The 23,554-nt window shown below is 60.7% G+C and carries 18 protein-coding genes and 4 tRNA genes; 5 read left to right on the top strand and 17 right to left on the bottom strand.

What is annotated here, in order from left to right; all coding sequences use genetic code 11:
• Positions 1-191: 191 nt before the first annotated feature.
• From adhE to H3U90_RS05190, 4 genes are all read right to left on the bottom strand, one after another.
• Positions 192-2,957, bottom strand: coding sequence for a bifunctional acetaldehyde-CoA/alcohol dehydrogenase (gene adhE, locus H3U90_RS05205; protein WP_232340470.1), 2,766 nt, complete (start codon positions 2,955-2,957; stop codon positions 192-194).
• A 328-nt stretch (positions 2,958-3,285) separates the two neighbouring features.
• A complete protein-coding gene (gene rpsI / locus H3U90_RS05200; RefSeq protein WP_015022361.1) occupies positions 3,286-3,777 on the bottom strand; it encodes a 30S ribosomal protein S9 in 492 nt (163 codons plus the stop codon).
• A gap of 20 nt (positions 3,778-3,797) precedes the next feature.
• Entirely contained in the window at positions 3,798-4,247 is a 450-nt protein-coding gene (gene rplM, locus H3U90_RS05195; RefSeq protein WP_198177315.1) for a 50S ribosomal protein L13, read from the bottom strand.
• Between the two features lie 203 nt (positions 4,248-4,450).
• Positions 4,451-5,083: an AbrB family transcriptional regulator gene (locus tag H3U90_RS05190; protein ID WP_198177314.1), complete on the bottom strand. Its 633-nt coding sequence runs from the start codon at positions 5,081-5,083 to the stop codon at positions 4,451-4,453.
• 113 nt (positions 5,084-5,196) lie between these two features.
• Here H3U90_RS05190 and H3U90_RS05185 point away from each other — a divergent pair, with 113 nt between their 5' ends.
• The gene (locus H3U90_RS05185) at positions 5,197-5,859 is read left to right on the top strand and encodes an IMPACT family protein (RefSeq protein ID WP_198177313.1); all 663 of its coding nucleotides are present in this window, start codon (positions 5,197-5,199) and stop codon (positions 5,857-5,859) included.
• Between the two features lie 228 nt (positions 5,860-6,087).
• On the opposite strand, the gene H3U90_RS05180 is transcribed toward H3U90_RS05185, so the two are convergent.
• Positions 6,088-6,177 (bottom strand) — tRNA-Ser (locus H3U90_RS05180).
• Positions 6,178-6,404: 227 nt separating this feature from the next.
• Between H3U90_RS05180 and dinB the strand changes: the two genes are divergently transcribed.
• Positions 6,405-7,676 (top strand): DNA polymerase IV, encoded by a 1,272-nt coding sequence (gene dinB / locus H3U90_RS05175; protein WP_198177312.1) that lies wholly within the window; start codon positions 6,405-6,407, stop codon positions 7,674-7,676.
• On the opposite strand, the gene dapC is transcribed toward dinB, so the two are convergent.
• The 5 genes from dapC to H3U90_RS05150 all read right to left on the bottom strand — a co-directional run bounded on the left by dapC (position 7,660) and on the right by H3U90_RS05150 (position 13,685).
• Positions 7,660-8,826 carry a succinyldiaminopimelate transaminase gene (dapC, locus tag H3U90_RS05170; RefSeq protein WP_198177311.1) on the bottom strand — a complete coding sequence of 389 codons (1,167 nt, stop codon included), beginning with the start codon at positions 8,824-8,826 and terminating at the stop codon, positions 7,660-7,662. The two genes, dinB and dapC, sit on opposite strands and share 17 nt — an antisense overlap.
• 70 nt (positions 8,827-8,896) lie before the next feature.
• Positions 8,897-9,214: a ferredoxin gene (fdxA, locus tag H3U90_RS05165; protein WP_110425738.1), complete on the bottom strand. Its 318-nt coding sequence runs from the start codon at positions 9,212-9,214 to the stop codon at positions 8,897-8,899.
• 57 nt (positions 9,215-9,271) lie between these two features.
• A complete protein-coding gene (locus tag H3U90_RS05160) occupies positions 9,272-10,795 on the bottom strand; it encodes an amino acid permease (protein WP_198177310.1) in 1,524 nt (507 codons plus the stop codon).
• Between the two features lie 263 nt (positions 10,796-11,058).
• A complete protein-coding gene (gene uxaC / locus H3U90_RS05155; protein WP_198177309.1) occupies positions 11,059-12,465 on the bottom strand; it encodes a glucuronate isomerase in 1,407 nt (468 codons plus the stop codon).
• Positions 12,466-12,653: 188 nt separating this feature from the next.
• On the bottom strand, positions 12,654-13,685 hold the full coding sequence (locus H3U90_RS05150; protein ID WP_198177308.1) for a LacI family DNA-binding transcriptional regulator: 1,032 nt from the start codon (positions 13,683-13,685) through the stop codon (positions 12,654-12,656).
• Between the two features lie 248 nt (positions 13,686-13,933).
• Here H3U90_RS05150 and H3U90_RS05145 point away from each other — a divergent pair, with 248 nt between their 5' ends.
• Entirely contained in the window at positions 13,934-15,577 is a 1,644-nt protein-coding gene (locus tag H3U90_RS05145) for a mannitol dehydrogenase family protein (RefSeq protein WP_198177307.1), read from the top strand.
• A gap of 73 nt (positions 15,578-15,650) precedes the next feature.
• Positions 15,651-16,778, top strand: a complete 1,128-nt coding sequence (locus H3U90_RS05140) for a mannonate dehydratase (RefSeq protein ID WP_198177306.1) — start codon at positions 15,651-15,653, stop codon at positions 16,776-16,778.
• A 343-nt stretch (positions 16,779-17,121) separates the two neighbouring features.
• Here the strand turns inward: H3U90_RS05140 and H3U90_RS05135 are convergent, their stop codons facing one another.
• Positions 17,122-18,567 (bottom strand): tagaturonate reductase, encoded by a 1,446-nt coding sequence (locus tag H3U90_RS05135; RefSeq protein WP_198177305.1) that lies wholly within the window; start codon positions 18,565-18,567, stop codon positions 17,122-17,124.
• Positions 18,568-18,868: 301 nt separating this feature from the next.
• Positions 18,869-20,101, bottom strand: a complete 1,233-nt coding sequence (locus H3U90_RS05130) for an FAD-binding protein (protein WP_198177304.1) — start codon at positions 20,099-20,101, stop codon at positions 18,869-18,871.
• A 362-nt stretch (positions 20,102-20,463) separates the two neighbouring features.
• On the opposite strand from H3U90_RS05130, the gene H3U90_RS05125 reads away from it, so the two are divergent.
• The gene (locus H3U90_RS05125; protein ID WP_198177303.1) at positions 20,464-21,795 is read left to right on the top strand and encodes an O-acetylhomoserine aminocarboxypropyltransferase/cysteine synthase family protein; all 1,332 of its coding nucleotides are present in this window, start codon (positions 20,464-20,466) and stop codon (positions 21,793-21,795) included.
• A gap of 165 nt (positions 21,796-21,960) precedes the next feature.
• On the opposite strand, the gene rpmG is transcribed toward H3U90_RS05125, so the two are convergent.
• The 5 genes from rpmG to nrdF all read right to left on the bottom strand — a co-directional run bounded on the left by rpmG (position 21,961) and on the right by nrdF (position 23,519).
• A complete protein-coding gene (gene rpmG / locus H3U90_RS05120) occupies positions 21,961-22,128 on the bottom strand; it encodes a 50S ribosomal protein L33 (protein WP_015022386.1) in 168 nt (55 codons plus the stop codon).
• 46 nt (positions 22,129-22,174) lie between these two features.
• Positions 22,175-22,248 (bottom strand) — tRNA-Met (locus tag H3U90_RS05115).
• Positions 22,249-22,252: 4 nt separating this feature from the next.
• Positions 22,253-22,324: transfer RNA gene (locus H3U90_RS05110), tRNA-Thr, on the bottom strand.
• A gap of 1 nt (position 22,325) precedes the next feature.
• Positions 22,326-22,407: transfer RNA gene (locus H3U90_RS05105), tRNA-Tyr, on the bottom strand.
• A gap of 116 nt (positions 22,408-22,523) precedes the next feature.
• Positions 22,524-23,519, bottom strand: a complete 996-nt coding sequence (gene nrdF, locus H3U90_RS05100; protein ID WP_015022387.1) for a class 1b ribonucleoside-diphosphate reductase subunit beta — start codon at positions 23,517-23,519, stop codon at positions 22,524-22,526.
• Positions 23,520-23,554 lie beyond the last annotated feature (35 nt).

Genomic DNA, 23,554 nt, shown 5'->3' with positions numbered 1-23,554 from the left:
CCTCAGCCGGATCCATGCGCAGCCGTGGAAAATCCCGTGGGGATGGGACTCCTCGCTGCACCCGCTATTGTGATTGACAAAATGCGAGCCCAAAACAGGCAACTTTCTTATTAAAGCACGAGGGTTCCCCTAGAAGAATCCGGGCGTGTCGCGCCGCTCCCAGGGGAACCCTCGGCTCAATTCCGATCCTGTCAGGCCCGCTGGGAGGCCTCCTGGACCACATCCTCGCCCTGGCGGGCAACCCTCATCCGGTGGCCCTCCTCCTGGCTGACCCCATAGTAGGCGGCCACAGCTATGTCCTTCATGTCCTCAATCAGCGGAATGCGGGGGTTTGCCGGCGTGCACTGGTCCTCATAGGCCCGCATGCCGATTTGATCCAAGGACTGCCAGTAGAGGTCTTCGTCCACTCCGGCTGCCCGGAAGGAGGCATCCATGCCCAGGCGCTCGTCCCTGTAGGATTCCACGGCACGGGCCAAGAGCTCCACACCCTCCTCGGGAGTAGCGGATTCGATGCCCAGCACATGGGCCATCTGCCTGTAGCGCTCCGGGGCCACATACTCGCTGTACTTGGGCCAGCTGGTCGGCTCGTCCGGGATCCGCCCGTTGTAGCGGATCACATAGGGCAGGAGGATGGAGTTGGCCCGCCCATGGGCCACATGGCAGAGGGCTCCGATGGTATGCGCCATGCCGTGGCACATGCCCAGGAAGGCCGAGCCGAAGGCCATGCCAGCCATGGTCGCCGCATTGTGCATCTTCTCCTGGGCCCGCACCTTGGCCTCGCCGCCGGCGGTGCCCACGGCAGACTCCAGGTTGTCCCAGATCAGCTTGGCGGCGTGCAGGGCCATGGCGTCCGTGTAGTCATTGGCATAGACCGAAACGAAGGCCTCCATGCAGTGGGTCAGGGCATCGAAGCCCGAGTCACAGGCCAGCCTCTTGGGCTGGGTGCGGGCCAGTACCGGATCCACGATGGCCACGCTGGGGGTCAGGGCGTAGTCGGTGATGGGGTACTTGTATCCGGTCTTATGGTCGGTGATGACCGCGAATGGGGTGACCTCCGAACCCGTGCCCGAAGAGGTGGGAATGCAGACCAGCCTGGCCTTGGTGCCCAGGGGCGGAATCTTGAAGGCCCGCTTGCGGATGTCGAAGAACTTCTCCCGAACATCGGCGAAGGAGATCTCCGGATGCTCATAGAGCAGCCACATGATCTTGGCCGCATCCATGGGGCTGCCGCCTCCCACGGCGATGATGGTGTCGGGACCGAACTCATCGCGCATCATGGCCGCGCCACGCTCCACCGTCTCGACGCTGGGCTCCGGCTCTACGTAGTCGATGATGCGGAAGGTGACCGGCTGGGACCTGGCCCGCAGCTGATCGATGATCTTGTCGACGATCCCCAGCTGCTCCATGACCTTGTCGCAGACGATGACGGCCCGGCGGATGCCGAACATGTCACGCAGATAGCGGACGGAGTTGGGCTCGAAGTAGGTCTTGGGGGGCACCTTGAACCACTGCATGTTGTTGTTCCTCCGCGCGATCCGCTTGATGTTGATCAGATTGACCGCCTGGACGTTGCCCGAGACCGAGTTGCCGCCGTAGGAGCCGCAACCCAGGGTCAGGGAGGGGGCGATGGCATTGTAGATGTCGCCGATGCCGCCCAGGGAGCTGGGCTGGTTCCAGACGATCCGGCAGGCATGCATGCGCTGTCCATACTCACGCACCAGCCTCTCATCGTCGGTGTGGATGGCCGCCGTATGTCCGGCACCATAACGCAGCATCTGCTGGCAGAGGGTGAAGCCCTCCTCCTTGTTGCTGGCCTTGAGCACGGCCTGAACCGGTGCCAGTTTCTCCAGGGTCAGGGGTTCCATGGGGCCGACCTGGTCGCATTCGGCGGCCAGGATGGTCACATCCTCGGGTATCTTGAAGCCGGCCCGGCGGGCGATGAACTGGGGGGACTTGCCCGGAACCTCGGAGTTGAGCCTGGGAGCGGGCGCATCGGCACCGGCATGGGCCCGCACGCCGAACATGTACTCCTCCAGCTTGACCTTCTCCTCGGGGTTGACGAAGTAAGCCTTGCGCCTCTTCATCTCCTCGATCACCCGGCCATACACATCCTGATGGGCGATGATGGCCTGCTCTGTAGCGCAGATCATGCCGTAGTCAAAATGCTTGGACAGGATCAGGTCGTTGACGGCCCGGGGCACGTTGACCCTGCGGTCCACATATGCCGGGGCATTGCCGGCACCTACGCCCAATGCCGGCTTGCCCGAGGAATAGGCGGCCTTGACCATGCCGGTGCCCCCGGTGGCCAGAATGGTGGCTACCCCGGGGTGCTGCATGAGGGCCCCGGTGGCTTCGACCGAGGGGTGCTCGATCCACTGGATGCAATCGCGCGGAGCGCCCGCCTCGACGGCTGCGTCGCGGACGATCCGGGCCGCCTCCACCGAGCAGCGCTGTGCGTAGGGGTGGAATCCGAAGACGATGGGACAACGGGTCTTCAGGGCCAGCAGCGATTTGAAGATGGCTGTCGAGGTGGGGTTGGTCACCGGGGTCACGCCGGCTACAACTCCCACCGGCTCGGCCACCTCGATGATGCCGTCCACGTCGTTCTCGCTGATGATGCCCACGGTGCGCTGCCTGGCCAGGTAATTGGTCACATGCTCGCAGGCAAAGATGTTCTTGGTGGCCTTGTCCTCCACCAGGCCGCGCCCGGTCTCCTCCACGGCCATCTGCGCCAGGGGCAAGTGCTTGTTCAGGGCCGCGATCGAGGCCTTGGCCACGATCCGATCCACCTGTTCCTGGTCGAGCTCCTCAAAGGCACGTAAAGCCGACTGCGCACGGACGACCAGGTCATCCACCTCCCTGCGTGCCTGCTCACTGCTGTCGGCCCGAGCGCCTTCCCTGCCAGCTGCCGGCTCCTTCACTTGATGCTCATGCTTCTGCTTCTGCGTTCCAGCCAAGATATTGGCCCTCCTCATGTTCCGCGGATGCCGATGAGGGCCGGCAGAAAGTCTCAGACGGTCCCAGACCGTACCGGTCCACGAAAGACATCCGTCATAACGTGACGAAAATCACAATATAGACCAGAGGGGGCACCATTGAGCCCCAGGATGAGCGAACGTTCGCTTGACGCGTGTCGTGTGGGAATTCGTGGCTTTCCTGGTCATTTTCCGCACCGCAACGTGCGTTTTGGCGTTCGCTTCAGACTGGGCCGTCCAGTAATGAATCCGGGCATGAAAAAATCCCCGAGGTCCGTGAGGACCTTGGGGATGGAAGAAGCTGCGAACGTCAGCGCTTGGAGAACTGCGGAGCGCGGCGGGCCTTGTGCAGACCGGCCTTCTTGCGCTCCACCACGCGGGCGTCACGGGTCAGGAACCCGGCCTTCTTCAGGGCAGGACGGTTGGCGTCCCGATCGATGGCGTTCAGGGCGCGTGCAACGCCCAGACGGACTGCGCCGGCCTGGCCGGTCACGCCGCCGCCCTCGACGCGCACAACCACGTCGAACTTGTTCTCGAGCTTCAGCAGCACGATGGGCGAGTTGACCTCGCGCTGGTGCAGCTTGCTGGGGAAGTACTCCTCCAGGGTGTGCCCGTTGATGCTCCACTTGCCGGAGCCCGGGATCAGACGGACACGGGCGACTGCCTCCTTGCGGCGGCCGGTGCCATAGCCCGGCTCGATTGCGGAGGTGCCGGTGCCTGCACCGGCGTTGGTCTCAGAAGTGTAGGAAGCGCTGGTCTCCTCGGCCTCAAGAACCGCGGAGCTGTTGTTGTTGTCAGCCATGGTGATTATCTCCTCTGGTCCTACTTGGCCTGCTGGGCGACCTGATGGATCTTGTACTCAATGGGCTGCTGCGAGGTGTGAGAATGCTCCTCGCCTGCGAAGACGCGCAGCCTGGTCAGCTGGACCTTGGCCAGCTTGTTCTTGGGCAGCATGCCCTTGACCGCCGTCATGATGATGCGCTCGGGGTTGTGCTCCATCAACTGCCCGTAGGAGTCGCGGCGCAGACCGCCGGGACGGCCGGAGTGGGTGTAGAGCACCTTGTCGCTCTTGTTGCCCGTCAGCACCATCTTGGACGCGTTGATGACGATGACGTTGTTGCCGGAGTCGGCATAGGGCGCATAGGTGGGCTTGTTCTTGCCGCGCAGCAGATCGGCCACCTGGGATGCCAGACGTCCCAGCACCACACCGGAGGCGTCGACGATATACCAGTCATGTGTCAGATCGGCTGGTTTCGGGGTGAAAGTCTTCACGATTCAACCTTTTCCTTGCATTGTGTTTCGGGCTCTCCGCGCCGCATGCTGCCATGCCGGCCGAAAGCCGTGTATTCCGTGGGCTCCCTTAAAGTCCTAGACGGCGAGTGGGAAAAGCGCTTTGAGGACCCCTTAGGGAAACACAACAATCCATTATTGTAACGCCTGAGTGCCGTTCGTCAAAATTCGCGTCGGCCCCGGTCTCAGCGGGAGGCTGCTGCCCGTGCCACCTGCCCGTCCGGGTCCTTGCGCAGGGCGTCAAGGGTCGCCTGCCCGGTGTTGGGATTCAGGGCCACGGCCCGGCGCACCATGGCAGCCAGCACATGGGGTGCATCCCGCTCATCGCGAGTGCCCAGAGCCCCCAGGAAGTCCAGGGTGTCAGCGTCGGTGCGCTCGTCCTGGGCGCCCTCCAGGCGCATCTTCCAGGATGTCATGGGGTTGGTCAGCGCAGCAGCCCTGACTCCGGCATCCTCGTCCTTGGTGAGCAGACCGGCCAGCCAGTTTTTGTCGTCCTTGTTGGCGGCCACCGCCCGACGGACCTCCGTGCTGGAATCCTGGGAGAGCTTGACCAGGATATTGGGGAAGGGCATGGTCTTCGCCAGGTAGATCCTGTCCTCCACCGGCGTGTGCTCGTTGCCGGCCACGGCCTCCAGCAGTGCCGTAAAGCGGGAGAAGGCGGCCTGATCGGACTTGTCGGGCAGGGGACTGCGGGCGAATTCGTGCAGCTCGGCCGTATCCGTGGAGTGCCTGAGCCTTTCGTAGAAAACGGTCAGGGCCTCGTGGGGCTTGCCGGTTGACGGTGATTCGGTTTCCGGTGGGTCCTGGGGATTGGTCATGCAGCCAGCTTAGGTCGTCTCCTTGATAACGGACTCGGCCAGGGATCCGATCCCCTCTAGCATGGAGATGACGAGGGAATCGAGGAGACAAGAGGCATAGGAGGCAAGCCGATTTGCTCACCATACTGGATACGCCGCAGAAACCGGCCACAGGCTCTCTGATCGAGCGCAAGTCCGAATTCATCGGCCAGGCCTGCCATGTGGAGGATCAGGAGACGGCCATGGCCTTCGTCCAGGAGGTCCGCTTGCAGCACCCCAAGGCCCGGCACGTCTGCCACTGCGCGATATGGGGACCCGAGGGCCGCACCAGCGAGCGCATGAGCGATGACGGGGAGCCCTCCGGAACGGCCGGCAAGCCCATACTTGAGGTCATGCGTCGGCAGGGACTGACCGACTGCGTCCTGACTGTGACCCGATACTTCGGGGGAATCCTTCTCGGGTCAGGGGGGTTGATCCGGGCCTATTCCTCGGCAGCCTCCCTTGCGCTCAAGGCGGCGAGATCGGCACGCGTGCTCCCGACGCAGCGCTTCACAATCACTGTGGACTACCCGGAGTACGATCCCCTGCGCCGTCTGATCCGCACCTCTGGCGGGCACGTGGAGACCGAAGACTTCACCGATAGGGTCCGATTGACCTACGATCTGGAGCCTGCAGAGGCGCCGGCCTTTCATGGCCGAATGGACGACCTTCTGCAGGGCCGGGCCCAGCCCAGTGCACTGGGCGAAGGCCACAGGCTGATTCCCCTGTCGAAAGACCAGGCTTCGTCTGCCTCATGATCGCCCGGACGGTCCGTGCAACCTTACTCGGCTGCGGCTTTCCCTGTCATACAGATGCCTGCCAGACACCGTCGGTCTACCGCCACGCGGACTGGCATTTTTCCAGACCTCAGCTTCGCAAAGAAAGAATATGGAAATAAACGCCCTTGGCAACGACTCTGCTAGTGATGAATCCCTTAACAATGGATAAGGCCGATGATCGTCCAGAATCAGCGATCACCGGCCATCTGGCGGAGACGAGGAGATTCGAACTCCTGGACCGCTTGCGCAGTCAACACCTTAGCAGGGTGCCCCTTTCGGCCACTCAGGCACGTCTCCATGCTGGCTCCCGAACCGGAGACTTGATCCCAAAGTTTCGAGAACAAAACAATAGAATACCATGATTGACTGATCTGACTCGCCGGAGCAGGCGGACCCAATGAATCGGAGAACAGACCTGTTTCATTTTCTTGGATAAAAACCAGAAAAATGATTCTTTCCCCAGAATTGAATTTTGAGAATAATGTATTACACATTCCTCCGGGGTCGCCTTATATCATAGAGCTATGAGTACAGCGCCAAGGCTTGCAGCCGCCAAGAAGGACTGGGGGCATGACGAGAGCGGCTGCACAGTGCTGCACATTGACATGGACGCCTTCTACGCCTCCTGCGAAGTAGCCCGGCACCCGCAACTGCAGGGCCGACCGGTCATCATCGGCACTGGACGTCGTGCAGTGGTCTCCGCGGCCAGCTATGAGGCCAGGGCTTTCGGCATCAATTCGGCCATGCCCTTGGCACGCGCCAGGCGATTGTGCCCTCAAGGGATCTTCCTCCCGGTTGACATGACCTATTACCGGAACATCTCACGACGGATATTTGATACGGTTTTCTCACAGATCACCGATCAGATCGAGCAAGTCTCGGTGGATGAATGCTACATGGATGTGTCAGGAGCGCTCATACGCTGGGGCAAGCCCACAGCCATAGCCCGGTGGATCCGAGCCAGCGTGGCCCGTCAGTTCCACGTCACCTGCTCAGTAGGCATCGCTACCAACAAGTTGGTGGCCAAAATGGCCTCGACCAACGCCAAGCCCGACGGAATGCTGTTGATTCCCAAGGCCAGGCAGGCCGAGTTCGTCCAGCTGATGCCTCTGCGCGGCATTCCCGGCATCGGCCCCGCCCTGGAGAAGCGGCTCAACGACTGGGCCGTCAAGGATGTGGCTGATCTGGCTAGCATGAGCGAGCGCGACCTGACTCGGGCCACAGGCTCGAGCCTTACAGCCAGGAAGCTGGCACAGGCCTCCCACGGGCTGGACGACGATCCGGTCCAGCCACGAGCACCTGAGAAATCCCTGGGCGCGGAACGTACCTTCCTGCACGACACCACCAGCATGAAGCAGGTCTGCGACCTCCTGCGCGTCTGCAGCAACGAGGTGGCCACCGGACTGCGAGCGCATGACCTGGTCGCCCGGACCATCACCGTCAAACTGCGCTTTGATGATCTGCGCTATATGACCAAGGCCCATACCCTGGAAACCCCGGTCAACTCAGCCAACCGCATCTATCCGCAGGCGGTCGGCCTGCTCAAGGCCATGCTGGGGCTGCCCGATGGGGTGCCCATGGACACCCCCCTGCCCCGGCTGATCCGCTTAGCCGGTGTCAGCGCATCCGGTCTGAGCCGGGTGGAGGATACCCCAATCCAGCCATCCTTGGATGACATCATGCGCGAGAGCAAACGTCACACCGGCAGCGAGGCCCAGCGCCTGGATCAGGCAGAGGCCACCATGGACTCCATCAGGAGCCGCTACGGCAAGGGTTCAGTCAGCATGGGTCTTTAGGGCCGGTACGCAAACGCTCCAGGGCCAGCTCCAGCTGCTCGTCAGATATGGTGGACGAGAATCGCAAACGGCGACCATCCCCGTAGAACTCCCCAGGACTGGCAAGGATCCCCATACGGGACAGGTCAGCCATATCCGCCCAGCAATCACCCGAACGGGCTTGCGTCCAGATATAAAGGCCGCCTTGGGGCATGACGGCCTCATACCCGTAAGCCCTCAGAGCTTGAGCCAAGGCTCGCAGGCGACGGGCGTAGACCTCTCGCTGGGCCAGCACGGCCTCTCCATCGTCCAGAGCGGCCCGCATGGCCCGCTGCACCGGACCTGGCACAATCAGTCCCACCTGCTTGCGGTAGGCGGTCATGGCCTCCACCAGATCAGCATCTCCGGCCACCAGCGCCGCCCTGTATCCGGCCATGTTGGACTGCTTGCTCATCGAGTACAGACAGAGTATCCCACTGGCATCGCCGCCACAGACTTGAGGCTCCAGGATGCAGGGCGAGGCGGGGATCGGTGCATCCTGCCCGGCTTGGGTGGGCCATGACCAATCCAGCAGGGCATAGCACTCGTCACTCAGGACCGTCGCCCCTATCGAACGGGCCGCCCGCACAATCTTAGCCAGCCCGGCTCGGTCGATGATCCGCCCACCGGGGTTGCCTGGCGAATTGATCCATATTGCTCGCACACCGGGCAGATCCACCCATGAGTCCGTATCAGTCGGATCGTCCACGGTCGTCACCTGGGCCCCGGCCAGCTGGGTTCCGATGGCATAGGTGGGATAGGATACCGTCGGCTGCACCACCCGGTCCCCCGGTCCCAGATGCAGAAGAGAGGCCATGAGCGCCACCGCCTCCTTGGATCCGACCGTGGGCACCAGATCCGCGCCAATGGCAGCCAGATCGACCCCGCGGCGACGACGGAACCAGTCGGACGCGGCCTGCCTCAGGGGACCATCACCGGCGGTTTTCGGATAACCCCGTGCCTGGCCATCATCCGAAGCCGCAGTCAAGGCATCCCTGACCGACCTGGGTACAGGATCCACCGGCGAACCCACCGACAGGTCGACCATACCGCCGGGGCACTGCTCAGCACGCCGCCGGAAAGAGTCAATCCTTGACCAGTCGTAGGGGGATTCGAAAGAGTGGAAACCCATGGCCCGCCTTTCTCCTATGAATAAGCCGCGGAGGGATGGCTCCCATCCGCGGCCCGTCAGCCTTTATCGACTACTTGTTGGGTGGCAGGGCTGCCACACCCTCCGGATCGTGATCGTAGGGCCCGACTGCAGCAGCGCCGCCGGCATCCCCCACCTGGGCGAAGAAATCAGTCGCCGCGTCCTTGTACCAGGTCCACTCATCGGGCAGGTCGTCCTCGTAGAAGATGGCCTCCACCGGGCAGACCGGCTCGCAGGCTCCGCAGTCCACGCACTCGTTGGGGTTGATGTAGAGCGAACGGACGCCCTCGTAGATGCAGTCCACCGGGCATTCGTCCACGCAGGCCTTGTCCTTGACGTCCACGCAGGGCTGAGCGATGACGTAGGTCATGGGTTACCTCCTGAGTATGCGAGTATTCACTCTACACTGCAGCGCAGACGCTCCAGGTCAGTCCAGACCGGCCTGGGTGGCCTTGGATATCTTCCCGCTGAGCTGATGACGGCCGAGCAGGGAGTGCCGGTAGGAATAGCCGAAGTAGATGGCCAGGCCTGCAGCCAGCCAGACCACGAATCGAATCCAGGTCAGCACGGTCAGGTTGAGCATCAGCCAGAGGCAGGCCAGGGCGATCAGAATGGGCACCCAGGGGTTGCCGGGCATCTTGAAAGACCGAGGCAGGTCAGGCCGGCGCTTGCGCATGATGGGCAGGGAGATGGCCACCAGCAGGAAGGCCGAGAGCGTGCCGATGTTGACCATGTCGGACAGGACGTCTATGGGGAAGCAGGAGGCCACCACGGCTACCACGATGCCGCCCAGGATCTGAATGCGGGCCGGCGTGCCATGACGGCCGGTGCGGGACAGGGCACGTGGAAGGAGCCCGTCGCGGCTCATGGCGAAGACTATGCGGGTCAGCCCCAGCAGGAGGACCATGACCACGGTGGTCAGCCCCACCACGATGCCGAAGGAGATGATCTTGGCAGCCCAGGGAGCGCCGACCATCTCGAATCCAGTGGCCAGGGAGGGGCTCTTGGCCTTGGCCAGGTCCTTGTAGGAGACCATGCCGGTGGTGACGATGGCGACCAGGATGTACAGGGTGATGACGATCAGCATGCCCAGGCCGATTCCACGGGGGATGGTCTTATGGGGCTCCTTGGCCTCCTCGGAGGTGGTGGCGACGATATCGAAACCCACGAAGGCGAAGAAGACCAGAGCAGCACCTGAGAGGATGCCAGGGACACCGTAGATGGTGGGCTGCATGCCCGAAACCCACTGCCAGAGCGGCTGGCCCATGATTCCCGGCACGCTGGCACCCGGAACAGCCGAGGCCGGCTCGGAAGGCGGGATGAAGGGCCGGTAGTTGTCCAACTTGACGTAGAAGAAGCCCACCACGATGACGAAGACCACGATGCCGATCTTGAGGACGGTCAAGGCGCCGTCGAACCGGGCGGAAAGCTTGGTGCCCAGGACCAGCAGGACGGTGAAGAGCGTGACGACCGCCAGCGGGGCCAGATCCACGTCCACGCCGCCCAGATGGAAGCTGGAGCTGAACGAGGTGCCGCCCATCAGATGGATGAAGTCATTCAGGTAAACGCCCCAGTACTTGGAGATGACCGAGGCAGCCATGAGCATCTCCAGAATCAGGTCCCAGCCGATGATCCAGGCCACCAGTTCGCCCATGGTGTTGTAGGTGAAGGTGTAGGCCGAGCCTGAAACAGGGATCATGGAGGCAAACTCCGCGTAGCACATGACGGCTGCCGCGCAGACGATGCCTGCAATGACGAAGGAGATGATGACGGCCGGGCCCGCATGGAAGGCCGCCGCCTGGGCACCCACCGAGAAAATACCGGCGCCCACGGCCACTGCGACGGCCATGATGGCCAGGTCCCAGGTGGTCAGCGTCCGCTTGAGCGACCTGCCTTCCTCCCCGGTCTCTGCCAGGGTCTGTTCAACCGATTTCTTCCTGAATAATTCCATTCTGCTCCCAATCGTGACTTATTGTGCCGTAAGCTCCTCCGGCCCATCACTATAGGAGATGGGAATACACAAGTCCGGACTTTGCCCATTTCGGGATACTACCCGTTGGGGAGCACGACCGGAACCGTCAAATCACACAGGGATCGAATCCCCCTGATACAGAGCGACCAGGCCTTTGCGGCCCTGGCGCCGCATTCTCGCCGAGCCGTCAGAGCTGTCGCACGAAGCGACTTTCTGGCCATGGGGGTCAGCCAACCTGCACATCAGCTCTTAAAAAGGGCCAGGGCGTTCTCATAGGAGACCGCGCGGACCAGAGGGGCAAGATACTCCTCGTCATCAGGAATGACGCCTTGGCTCGCCCAGTCGCCCAGGAGCCCGCAGAGCACCCTGCGGAAGAGCTCGTGCCTGGGGAAGGACAGGAAGCTGCGGGAGTCCGTGGTCATTCCTACCGCATTGCCCAAGAGAGAGGTTTCTGCCAGAACCTCAAGCTGGCGGCGCATCCCGGTGATGGTGTCGTTGAACCACCAGGCGTTGCCCAGTTGAAGCTGGCCCCGATCATCGCCGCCAAAGCAGCCCAGGTCAGTGGCTATGGCCATGTAGTCGTTGGGATTGAGGGAATAGACGATGGTTCTGGGCAGGATGTTCGAACTTTGCGCCTGGTCAAGAAGGGCCGCAAGGGGGGCGGCCACCGAACCGTCCGCCAGGGCATCGTAACCCGTGTCCGCTCCCAACCGCTGGAAGGCTGTCGAATTGTTGTTGCGACTGGCATGGAGGTGGAGCTGCATGGTCCAGCCCTTATCCTTGTAGATCCGCATGAGCTCAAGGATGAGGCCTGCACGGTATTGGGCCTGCTCCTGCCTGCCAAGGTCCAGTCCGGCCCTGGCCTTGCTGAAGATGGCATCCAGCTGCTCGGCAGTCGCCGGAGCGAACTCCACCACATCGACAGCATGGTCGGAGAGTCTGGAACCATGCTGATGGAAGTAATCCACACGATTGCGCAGAGCTTCGACCAGATCGCTGAAGTCATTGATCGGCTTGCCGCAGACCGACTCCATTGTGCCGATCCACCCGCCATACCCCTTGGCTGTCGGATTCAGGGCCGCATCCGGGCGGAAGGCGGGGACCATCCTGAAGGACTCCCCCTCCTTGGCGAACCGATCGTGGTACTCCAGACTGTCCTCAGGGGAATCCGTGGTGCAGACCACCTTGAGGTTCATGCGACGCAGAAGCGCTCTTCGCGAGAAGTCCGGGGTGGCCAGCAACTCGTTGGTCTGATCAAAGATGGACCTGGCGGTCTTGGTGGTCAGGGGTTCGCAGATGCCGAAGTACCTCCGCAGCTCCATGTGCGTCCATAGATAGACCGGGCTGCCCACAGCCTGTTCCATGGTCCGGGCGTAAGCCATGAATTTGTCCCAAGGGTCGCCGTCCCCGGTGATCAGCCGTTCCGGAACACCATTGGCCCTCTCCAGTCGCCATTTATAGTGGTCTCCATAGTTGTGTCCATCTGTCAGCCAGGCGTCGACGATATTATCGAAGTTGGGGTCCTCATAGATCTCCTTGGCGTGCAGATGGCAGTGATAATCCACCAGGGGAAGATTCTCAGCCACGTCATGGAACAACCCTCGAGACAACCGCGTCCCGAGAAGAAAATCGTCATCCAGGAAAGCCACTACAAACTCCTTAGTCGAAAACAGCAAGTCCGGCATCCGAATTTCCGCGATGCCCAAATCCTCCTGTACAGACCAAGGGGCAGGTAAAGCAGTCAGACAATCGGAACTCACACATGCTCTTGCTCAGCCTATGTGCACCCGAAAAGGCTCAGCATGATGTTGCCATGACTTGTCGGAAACCTTCCTGATCAGGAACCTGACGCAACCTTGCCTGTACTCTGCCTGATGACCAGACGGGCTGGAACCGTCGGGGCTACAGACAGGGAGGCTCCGGAAAGACGCTGCATAAGAAGATCGGCAGCCCCACGTCCAAGGGCCGAAAGGGACATATGAATGGTGGTCAGAGGCGGACTGCTCACCATGGACATGATGTCGTTGTCGAACCCGATGACCGAGACATCACGAGGGCACAGGCAACCCAGCCGTCGTAAGGCCACAATCAGACCGATCGCCATCAGATCGTTGTGGGCAATGACCGCTCCCGTAGGATTTGCCAGATATTTCTCTGCAAAGGAATAGCCCCCGTAAAAGGTGGGAGCGCAAGGCAGCGAGCGCTTGACGCTCATCCCCTTGGCGTCGCACTCATCGAGGATGTGCCGCCACCGTATGCCACTTGACCAGGAGGCCGCCGGCCCGTCCAAATAAGTAAGACTCCGGCAACCCAATGAGTGCAGGTAGTCGACCGCCTGGCATGCCCCCTTGGACGAGTCGATGCTGATGCTGGAGACGCCCCGAACATCACGGTTGACGCTGACAAGAGGACGCAGCTGGGCGCACTTGCGGATCATGGCATCGGGCATCCTAGGGGAGACCAGGATGATTCCCGAGACCACAGGGGCGACCGCATCGACGATTCTGCGCTCCCGGGTAATGGACTCCCGGGTATCAAGAATCAGAGTTTCGAAATGGAAACGCTCGCATTCGTCCTGGATATTGCGGATGACTCCGGTGAAAAACTGATTACCCAGGTCGGGCACAATGACCGCCACCAGTCCCCTGCCTTGGGAGTCTGACCTGCTGTCGACCATGTCGCTGTGATAGCCCAGCGAATCAGCGACCTTCTGAACCATCCGAGCGGTCGAAATGCTGACCCGATCCGGGCGTGAAAAGGTGCGCGAGACCGTTGAAGGAGAGACGCCGGCCTGGCGGGCCACATCATATATGGTGATGCGGCGGTTGCCCTTGGAGGAATCGCCGCCCGAATCTGCTTCGGTCTTCATCTAGCCGTATCAGCCTTCCCTCTGCAGCCCCATAGCGCATGGAACATACGCCAACAAAGCCAAGTACCTCTTAGCGTCCAAGTATAAGTAATTCCACAATGTCCATAGCAGCCGACAGCAGTCTGGTGAGAAACAAACGGCAACTCCGAAGGCAGGCAAGCTCCGACTTGAGTAGGTTCGAAAACAAGTGGGGCAAGTGCGTACGCCTGGTCTCCGCGGAATGGCTCTTTTGATAAAGGAAGACACTGATGCTTCACCTGAGCGACGATATACATAATCAGACTGCTGCCTGGCAGAAGGCCGGTGTCACCCTGCCGTCCTACGACATCGAGGCCATGCGCCAGGCCACCAAGCGCTTGCCTGCCTGGGTCCACTTCGGGGCAGGCAACCTCTTCAGGGCAGTTCATGCCCCCATTGCCCAAAAACTTCTTGATTCAGGCGCCACCGACCGAGGCATATTAGTGGCCGAATCCTTCGACCCAGCCATCGTCGATCAGGCCTATACCCCCTTCGACGACCGCTATCTTCAGGTCATCCTGAAAGCGGACGAATCCATGAAAACCTCGTTGGTCGCCTCAGTTGCGGGCACCTATCCGCTGGGCGAAGACCCGAAGCCCCTGCGTGATCTGAGGCTGGTCTTCCGCAATCCCAGCCTGCAGATGGTCACCACAACCATCACCGAGAAAGGCTACGCGCTGGTCGACTCCCAAGGCCGGCCGCTGCCATGGATTGCTCCGGAATTCGAGGGCGGACCCGACAAGGCCAAGAGCGCCATCGCAGTCATCACGGCCCTCCTGCTGGAGCGCTACCGGGCCGGTGCCCTTCCCCTGGCCCTGGTCAGCACCGACAACTTCTCACGAAACGGGGAGCGGTTCGGTCAAGCCGTGAGGCAGATGGCTGACGAGTGGATAGGGAGAGGCCTGGCCGAAAAAAGCTTCGGCGACTACCTCAGAGACAAGAACAAGATCAGCTTCCCGCTGACCATGATCGACAGAATCACTCCCAACCCAGACGCGGAAGTGGGTCGCAGACTCAAGGCTCTGGGCATTGCCGATGCGGAACCCTTCCGTACCAGGGGCGGAACCGCTATGGCCCCCTATGCCAACACCGAGGAGACCTGGTATTGGGTGGTTGAGGACGACTTCCCTGCAGGCCGCCCGCCTCTGGAAAAGGCAGGGGTCTACATGACCGACAAGGATACGGTCAACGCCGCCGACCGGATGAAGGTCACCGCCTGTCTGAACCCCCTGCATACAGCCTTGGCCGTCTTCGGTATGCTCCTGGGGTATCCGACCATGTCGAAGACCGTCGCCGACCCGGACCTCAAAGCCTTGGTCACCCGGCTGGGCTATGTGGAAGGGTTGCCTGTGGTCGAGGATCCGGGCATCTTCTCCCCAAAGGAATTCCTCCGCCAAGTCATTGAAATCAGGGTTCCCAATCCTGGCCTGCCCGATACACCGGCACGCATCTGCGCCGACACCTCGCAGAAGATTCCGGTCAGGTACGGAATCACCATCAGCAAGTACATCCGATCCCAGGACCTTGACACAGCCGATCTGGAAGCCATCCCGCTGATCATCGCAGCCTGGCTGCGGCTGCTGATCGGTTCGGATGGCCATGGAACCGACGATGCCGGGCAGCTGATCAAGCTGAGCCCAGACCCACGTCTGGAAGAGCTTCAAAGGATTATGGTCGACATCCCACTCAATGGGTCAGCAAAGAAGGAGACTCTGACGACGACGATCAAGTCCATCCTGGCCGATACCTCCATCTTCGGAACCGATCTGAACGCCACCCCGCTGGCCGACAAAATCGAGACCCTCCTGGCCGCCATGTGCCAGGGCACCGGCGCCGTCGCCAACACCCTTCACAAAGCTGCAAGCGCCTGGTGACCTCGGTATCTACTGACTGGTCAAGGCAGGCAATGACGGGGTTCCCCCGATTCGAATGTGAGGAGAGAACATCATGCACATGGGATTCCGCTGGTATGGAGAGGGCAACGACACCATCAGCCTCGATGATATTCGTCAGATTCCGGGGGTGGAGACCATTGTCTGGTCCCTCCACCATAAACAGGCCGGCGAGGTTTGGCAGCCGGGCGAAATCGAAGAGGCCATGGCGACAATCACCGGGTTGTCTGCCAGGGATCGGGCGGCAGGCATAACCAAGACCTTCAACGCCGACGTGGTTGAGTCAGTCAACGTTCACGAATCCATCAAGACCGGTTCGACGGTCCTCGGGATGAGCCGTGACCAGGCCATTGACGCCTACATGGAGACTATAGCCAACCTGGGCAAGGCCGGGGTCAAAGTTGTCACCTACAACTTCATGCCGGTCTTCGACTGGCTGCGCACGGAGATGTTCCACCCTTGCCCAGACGGGTCCACCGCCCTCTACTACAACCAGCACCAGGTGGACCTGCTCAGCCCACAGGGCATTATCGACGAAACCCTGAAGGGGGCCGGGTCCCTGACTGTGCCTGGCTGGGAACCTGAGCGGCTTGCCCATCTGCCTGAACTGATGGAGGCCTATCAGGGAATGGACCACGGGCAGATGTACGCCAACTACAAGTATTTCCTGGATGCCGTGATCCCCACCTGCGAACGCTACGGGGTCAAGCTGGCCGTCCACCCCGACGACCCTGCCTTCGACCTGTTCGGCTGGCCACGCGTGGTCTCCAGCAAGAAGGGAATCCAACGAGTGCTCGACCTTAACCCCAGCCCCTGCAACGGACTGTGCCTGTGCCTGGGATCCTTCTCATCCAGAAGAGGCAACAACGCCGTGGATGCAGTCAAGACCTTCATGGACAGGATCTACTTCAGCCATGTGCGCAACATCCGGTTCACCGACGAGCAGGGCTCATTCTACGAGGTGGGCCACCGCGCCTGCGAGGGGAACGTGGACACCGTCGGCATCGTGAAGGCTTACGCCGAGGCCGATTACCAAGGCTACATCCGCCCCGACCACGGACGGCATCTATGGAATGAGAACACGGAAGCCGGCAGACCGCGGCCGGGCTACGGCCTTTATGACCGCGCCATGGGCATCCAGTATCTGCTCGGAGTCTGGGACGCTTTCCGATACAACCGTTGATGAAACACAATCAGGCAAGGCCCCCTTGCCATGCTGTTCGGGCAAGGGGGCCTTTGTATTCCTCGTTTGCGGCCGCTTTAGCAGCTTATTGCCTGGTCTCATTCGTCAAGACAAGCCTCGTCCGGCGACCAAGCAGACCTGAAAGCGAAGCTGGCCCGAAGGTGAAGCAGAAGAAATCCTGAACAATAAGAAGGTGTCTGAGCCAGTCTGGGTCAATCGCAAACCCAACCTGGCATCAGACACTTTTTCGATATTCCCGTCAGGACCATGCCTTGAGGGAAGCTTCTTCCAACCTTGGAAAGCCGACATACCTGCAATGCGAGAATTAAATTGCCTTGAAGGCTCATGCCAATCGGTCAATCAAGGGCTGGACGCCCCAGTCGGCCAAATCGTCCAGGTTCTTCCGGACGGCCTCCCCCAGCCCTGCGATCCCGGTCAGGTCATGGCCCCATATGGAGGCATCAGCAAGAATCCGGTTGACAAAATCATCCTGACCAGCAGCCTCGCGGAAGGCATCAATGACTTTTTGATCATCCTGAATCTTCACAGCATCACCGGCCTTGCCGCCATAAGTCCACAACAGGCAGGACAGCGCCAGGACGATCCGTTCCGGAAGCCCACTCCCCCGATTTACGTTGGCCGTAACCAGCGGGAGAAGACGGGAGACGAATTTGGAGACCGAGTTCAACCCTATGGAATCCAGAGAATGCTGGACAAAGGGGTTGTCGAACCGCTCACGAACCGCAGCAGCGAAGCTCTCCAGCTCCTCCTTGGGCAGGGTCTGTACGGGGATGATCTCCTCCTCCATCTCGCGGGTGATAAAGGAACGCATGGTCTTATCGCCCATGACCTGTCCTACGGTCTTGAATCCGGCCAGACGGGCCACCTGGGCCATGGTGGTATGAGGGCCGTTGAGCAGATAAACCTTGCGCTCACGGTAGGGCTGGACGGCATCACAGGTCACCAGGTCGATTCCGACCTTCCGCGCGGGAAGCAGTTCATCGACCTTGCGCTGGGCGGTCTGGTCGCCGGCCACGACCCAGAGCAGGAAGGGCTCGGCCTTGACCATGTTCTGGTCCTCGTAGCCAAGCCTCCCCCAAAGCTCCTGGGCATCTTCGCGCGGATAGCCGGGGACTATCCGATCCACAAGTGTTGATACGAACGTGTTCTCCCGATCAAGCCAGTCGATGAAGTCCTTACCCCATCCGAACCGTTCGGCGACCTTTATCAGGGCACGATACAGGGCCGGACCGTTGTCGGTGATAAGCTCGCAGGGCATAATCAGGAAGCCTGGCATGGACCTGTCGAACCTACGCTTGAGCAGATGAGCCAACTTCGCCGGATACCCCGCTGGTGGCTGGTCCGTGACCTTATCCCCGTCGTTGACGGCAATGCCTGCCTCGGTCGTGTTGGAGACGATGATCTGCGTATCAGGATCATCCGCCAGAGACAGAAACCCCTCCCAGTCCTGGTAAGGGTTGACTGTCTTGCCGATGGAGTCGATCAGCTCATGGCTACGGACCGGCTGTCCGTCCTTGAGACCTTCCAAAATGACGGTGTAAAGCTCTTCCTGGTCCTCCAAGGCTTGGACTCTGCCGTTTTCCCGGGGTTGGACCACTGCTACGTTCCCCCCAAACACGCCTTTGTTGTTGAGCTGCTGGACTATCCACTCAACAAATCCTCTGAGGAAATTGCCCTCTCCGAACTGGATGATTCTGATGGGCCGTCGAGCTGCCTCTGGATTGGTCAGCCCCAGATGCACGGCCACTGCTTCCTGCAGCCTCTCCACGATGCTTCCTTTCCGTCCGTTTGCCTCCCGCCCGCCGACCGCTATGTCATGGGAAACCGCCATACCATCCCTGCCATCATCAGGACTGATGGATCCGACAGGTCTGTTTCAACCAGCGACAACGCAGGTGACGGTCCGATTCGTCCATTGATGTTTTCAAGCTATGTGATAGAGCGGTGGCGGAGGAATATGTTGCCAGCTGTTGCTTATCCCGGCATTTTTATGAACGCTTTTTTAAAAAAAGACCCCCAGATCTTTGCGTCGATCTGAGGGTCGGAAGAAACGGAGCTTGGAGCAGGGGTTACCAGGCCAAATCAATACCCGGGGTGACAGGTTCGGGAATCAGGTGGATGCCAAAGGTGGAATCCACACCTTTCTGGATGGCACGGGCCAGGGCCACCATGTCGTCTGAGCCGGCACCTCCCCGGTTGGTCAGCGCCAGCGTGTGCACGTCAGACAGGGCGGCAGCCGACCCCTGCTCCAAAGCGAATCCCTTATGGAAACCCGAATGATCGATCAGCCAGGCAGCTGAGGTCTTGACCAAAGCCGAGTCTCCGACAGGGTAACGAGGGGCATCCGCCGGCAGGGCATCCGTGGCCTCACGAGTGATGATCGGATTGGTGAAGAAACTCCCGCAGCTGTGGCGGTCAAGCAGCACCCGTTCGCCCCTGGGGCCGTGAAGGTCATCCTGGACCGCCTCCAGAGCCTCTTCCAGGTCGGAGGTTCGACGGCATGATCCCATCCAGTCGGTCAGGTACCTGTAAGGATCCTCCAGCATCCCCTTGCCTGCTCTGACGGTCAGGACCGCCTGTCGAATCCGCTCCAGGGGAAGGGTTGCTCCGGGCTCCACGCCCAGGGCCTTGGCAAGCTGGGCCGAACCCACCTGAGCAGCGGACCCATGTCGCAAAACCAGGGTGACCGAAAGGACCACATACCGCGGCGTCGGGAAGAACCGTGCATCGGGCACAGCCGGCGCCTGGTACATGGTCTGCTTGAGCAGGGAGGTCCTGTATCCAAAACCCAAATCCGAGGCCTGCAAATAGGCGGTGACCTTGTCCTGGCGATCCCAGACCTCAACCGAGTCAACCAGACGTCCGACCTCCTGGCCGTAGGCGCCGATGTTCTGGACCACCGAAGCCCCGACAGTACCTGGGATGCCGGATAGGCCCTCCACCCCGATCAAATGCATGCGCACGCAGTAGGAGACCAGGTCATCCCAGTTGGTCCCTGCCGTGGCATTGATGTGAACGACGGGAAGCCCACCCTCAGGCGGAGCCACCTCGTCAGGCACGCTGATGTCCTGACGGGTATCACGCACAACCACGCCGGGAAAATCCTGGTCAGAGGCAAGCAGGTTGGATCCCCCACCGATCAGGCAGAGAGGCAGCCCCTTGGAATCCGCGCCCTCCACAGCCTCAATCATATCCACACGGCTTCGGGGCTGAACGAAGGCGGCCATGCTCCCGCCCACACCTATGGTGGTGATATCAGCAAATGTCGGAGTTGAGATGTTGGCGGTGACTGCTTCTGACATGTATTTCACTGTATCATCGCAGGTGACAGAGTTGATCTAGAGCCCTTCTTGACTACCAGCCATCTGATCTGCTGTCTTGATCTGCCTTCTCGACCCACTGGCTCGATACAGTGAATTACGGCAGGCACGCCATGTGCCCTCAGCCTGCACACGGCAAACAAAAGCAAAATATAGAGCCACACATGGGTAGGTTCTCTTGATTTATCCGCGGTCAGCCGATGCTACCGACAAGGACGGCAAAGACTGAATAACCTCTTATAAGGAACGCCTATAGAAACAGTGTTGTCTCGGCATCCGAAAACGGGTTTGATAATCCCTGAAGCAAGCCAGCATCTAGGCCACATTCAGAGGAGCGGGCCGTCATGAGCAAAGGATTCGCAACAAAGGCCGTCCATGACGGCTATGACTGTCAAGGCCTGGGCGGAGGCGCGGCCAGCGTCCCCATCTTCCAGTCGGCCGCCTTTGACATGGTCACTGCCGACCGGGGGGATGCCCTGGCCGCCGGTGAAATTCAAGGATTCTCTTACTCACGCCTGGCCAACCCCACGGTCAAGGTCCTGGAGGACCGCCTGGCCAGCCTGGAGGGTGGCAAGGGGGCCGTGGCCATGGCCTCAGGGATGGCAGCCGTGTCATCGGCCCTCATGTGCGCAGCCGAGGGCGGTGGAAGACTGATCTCCCCGGTCGATCTTTATGGAACCTCTGTGGATGCCATGAAGACCTTCTTCCCCAACTTCGGCATCGAGACGGATTTCGTGGATGACATCAACGACCTTGATGCCGTGGAATCCCTGATCCAGGACAACACCAGGGCCATCTTCGCCGAGTCCGTGGCCAATCCGTCCACAGCCATAGCCGACATCCCTGGTCTGGCCGAACTGGCCCACCGGCATGGACTGGCCCTGATCATCGACAATACGGTGCCCACGCCATACCTGCTTAACCCGATCGACTTCGGCGCCGACATCGTCGTGCATTCGACCACCAAGGGGATCAGCGGCCATGGCAATGCCCTGGGCGGGGCCATCGTGGATGCGGGACGGTTCGACTGGGGCAACGGCCGCTTCCCGCAGATGAGCCAGCCCGAACTGATCATCAGCGACGAGCGGCACGGGTCCATGGTCAGCTTTCTGGATGCCTTCGGCAGGATGGCCTTTCTGCACAGGGTCCATACCAAGTACCTGCACACCTTCGGGGCGGTCATGAGCCCCTTCACCGCCTACCTGCAGCTGACCGGACTTGAGACTCTGGCCCAGCGGGTCGCCACCGAGGTGAAGACGGCAGAAGCCCTGGCCCGCCACCTGCTGACCGTTCCCCAGGTGGAGCAGGTCAACTATTCAGGCATTCCCGAGGGGCGACATCAGGGCGATACAGACCAGCAGGACCGCCTGGCCTCGACTCTGCTGCCCAAGGGTGTCGGCACGATCCTCTCCTTCAAAGTCCAAGGGGGCTACGAACAGGTCAAGCGCATCGTGGACTCGGTACGTCTCATGAGCTACATGCCCAACATCGGCGACTGCCGCACCCTGATTGTGGACCCGGCCAGGATCACCCACAGGGAGGTTCCAGGCCCCTACCGCCTGAGCGCCGGTGTGGGCGACGATCTGATTCGAATCTCCGTGGGCCTGGAGAACCCGGGCGACCTGATCGCCGACCTGGATCAGGCCTTCGCGGCCGCCTACCAGAGTAATCTCTAGAGACTGCGCCCCTCCCATACAGCACAAAACCTATTCCGCCCCAGCGCTATCCCCGGGTAGCGCGGCGCAGGCATATGCACGGATTTACATACAGAAGAACCGTTGTATAAAAAAAGAACCCGACCGAATGGTCGGGTTCCGATGAAGCCAAAAAACGGGAAGAACTCAGCGGGTCTCCCGGTGCAGGGTATGCTTGCCGCAACGGGGGCAGAACTTCTTGAGCTCCAGACGGTCAGGAGTGTTACGACGGTTCTTGGTCGTAATGTAATTACGCTCCTTGCACACGGTGCACGCCAGCGTAATGCCAGGACGGATATCTGCGGCTTTTGCCATGGTTCACCTCTATAGTCGTTGCATGACCGACGTATGTCGGCCACAGTAGCGAGGAAGAGACTCGAACTCTTGACCTTACGATTATGAGTCGTACGCTCTAGCCAGCTGAGCTACCCCGCCAGAGAGCCTCGGGTGAGAATCGGACTCACGACCTCTTCCTTACCAAGGAAGTGCTCTGCCACTGAGCTACCGAGGCGTGGCGGATAGAGGATTCGAACCTCTGAAGCATTACGCGGCTGATTTACAGTCAGCTCCCTTTGACCGCTTGGGAAATCCGCCATGTCGCACTAGAACCGGAGCTCCGTACGGCAACTTGCCTATAATGACATGTTTTTCCATTTTCCGCAAGTCCCGCTCCAACGTCGTGTCTTCCGTGTCAGAGCGGGACAGACAGGTCAGAAATCCCAGTCGTCGTCGTCCGTCTCCACAGCCTTGCCCATGACATAGGAGGAGCCCGAGCCGGAGAAGAAGTCGTGATTTTCATCGGCATTGGGGCTCAGCGAGGCGATGATGGCAGGATTCACATCGGTGCTGTCCGATGGGAAGAGGGCGGGATAGCCCAGGTTCATCAGGGCCTTGTTGCCGTTGTAGCGCAGGAACTTGGTGACGTCCTCCACCAGGCCCACCCCGGAGTACAGGCTCTCGGTGTATTCCACCTCGTTGTCGTACAGGTCGCCCAGGAGCTCATAGGTATAGTCGCTCATGGCCTGACGCTCGGAGTCGGAGACCTTGGCCAGCCCCTTCTGGTACTTGTAGCCGATGTAGTAGCCGTGCACGGCCTCGTCCCGGATGATCAGACGGATCAGGTCGGCCGTGTTGGTCAGCTTGGCATGGCTGGAGAAGTACATGGGCAGGTAGAAGCCCGAGTAGAAGAGGAAGGACTCCAAGAGGGTGGAGGCCACCTTGCGCTTCAGAGGGTTGTCGCCCTCGTAGTAGTCCAGGACTATCTGGGCCTTGCGCTGGAGGAACTCGTTATGTTCGCTCCACTCAAAGGCGGCGTCGATCTGCGGCGTGGAGGCCAGGGTGGAGAAGATGGAGGAGTAGGACTTGGCATGGACCGACTCCATGAAGGCGATGTTGGTGTAGACCGCCTCCTCATGGGGGGTCAGCGCGTCCGGGATCAGGCTGACGGCGCCCACGGTCCCCTGGATGGTGTCCAGAAGGGTCAGACCTGTGAAGACACGCATGGTCAGGGTGTGCTCCTCCTCGCTCATGGCCTGCCAGGAGGGCAGATCATTGCTGACGGGAACCTTCTCGGGCAGCCAGAAGTTGCCGGTCAGACGGTCCCAGACCTCCAGGTCCTTCTCGTCCTCCAGACGGTTCCAGTTGATGGCGGAGACCCGGTCGATCAGCTTCAGTGGCTGCCGGGGAATGGAAATGGGTGGGACCATGGTTGATTGCTCCTTGTTGGATGGGTGTTCGACGG

Origin of the sequence: Bifidobacterium sp. W8103 (assembly GCF_016100775.1) — a bacterium.
GTDB classification, from domain to species: domain Bacteria; phylum Actinomycetota; class Actinomycetes; order Actinomycetales; family Bifidobacteriaceae; genus Bombiscardovia; species Bombiscardovia choladohabitans.
The sequence above is the reverse complement of the archived record's forward strand: the minus strand, read 5'-3'. Positions and strand labels throughout refer to the sequence as shown.

Coding starts and splice junctions, on each gene's coding strand:
- rpmG (WP_015022386.1), bottom strand. CDS start 22,128: ATGGCAAAAGCCGCAGATATCCGTCCTGGCATTACGCTGGCGTGCACC.
- H3U90_RS05190 (WP_198177314.1), bottom strand. CDS start 5,083: ATGACCAATCCCCAGGACCCACCGGAAACCGAATCACCGTCAACCGGC.
- H3U90_RS05140 (WP_198177306.1), top strand. CDS start 15,651: ATGCACATGGGATTCCGCTGGTATGGAGAGGGCAACGACACCATCAGC.
- H3U90_RS05150 (WP_198177308.1), bottom strand. CDS start 13,685: ATGAAGACCGAAGCAGATTCGGGCGGCGATTCCTCCAAGGGCAACCGC.
- H3U90_RS05125 (WP_198177303.1), top strand. CDS start 20,464: ATGAGCAAAGGATTCGCAACAAAGGCCGTCCATGACGGCTATGACTGT.
- dapC (WP_198177311.1), bottom strand. CDS start 8,826: ATGGGTTTCCACTCTTTCGAATCCCCCTACGACTGGTCAAGGATTGAC.
- H3U90_RS05130 (WP_198177304.1), bottom strand. CDS start 20,101: ATGTCAGAAGCAGTCACCGCCAACATCTCAACTCCGACATTTGCTGAT.
- dinB (WP_198177312.1), top strand. CDS start 6,405: ATGAGTACAGCGCCAAGGCTTGCAGCCGCCAAGAAGGACTGGGGGCAT.
- rpsI (WP_015022361.1), bottom strand. CDS start 3,777: ATGGCTGACAACAACAACAGCTCCGCGGTTCTTGAGGCCGAGGAGACC.
- nrdF (WP_015022387.1), bottom strand. CDS start 23,519: ATGGTCCCACCCATTTCCATTCCCCGGCAGCCACTGAAGCTGATCGAC.
- fdxA (WP_110425738.1), bottom strand. CDS start 9,214: ATGACCTACGTCATCGCTCAGCCCTGCGTGGACGTCAAGGACAAGGCC.
- H3U90_RS05160 (WP_198177310.1), bottom strand. CDS start 10,795: ATGGAATTATTCAGGAAGAAATCGGTTGAACAGACCCTGGCAGAGACC.
- H3U90_RS05145 (WP_198177307.1), top strand. CDS start 13,934: ATGCTTCACCTGAGCGACGATATACATAATCAGACTGCTGCCTGGCAG.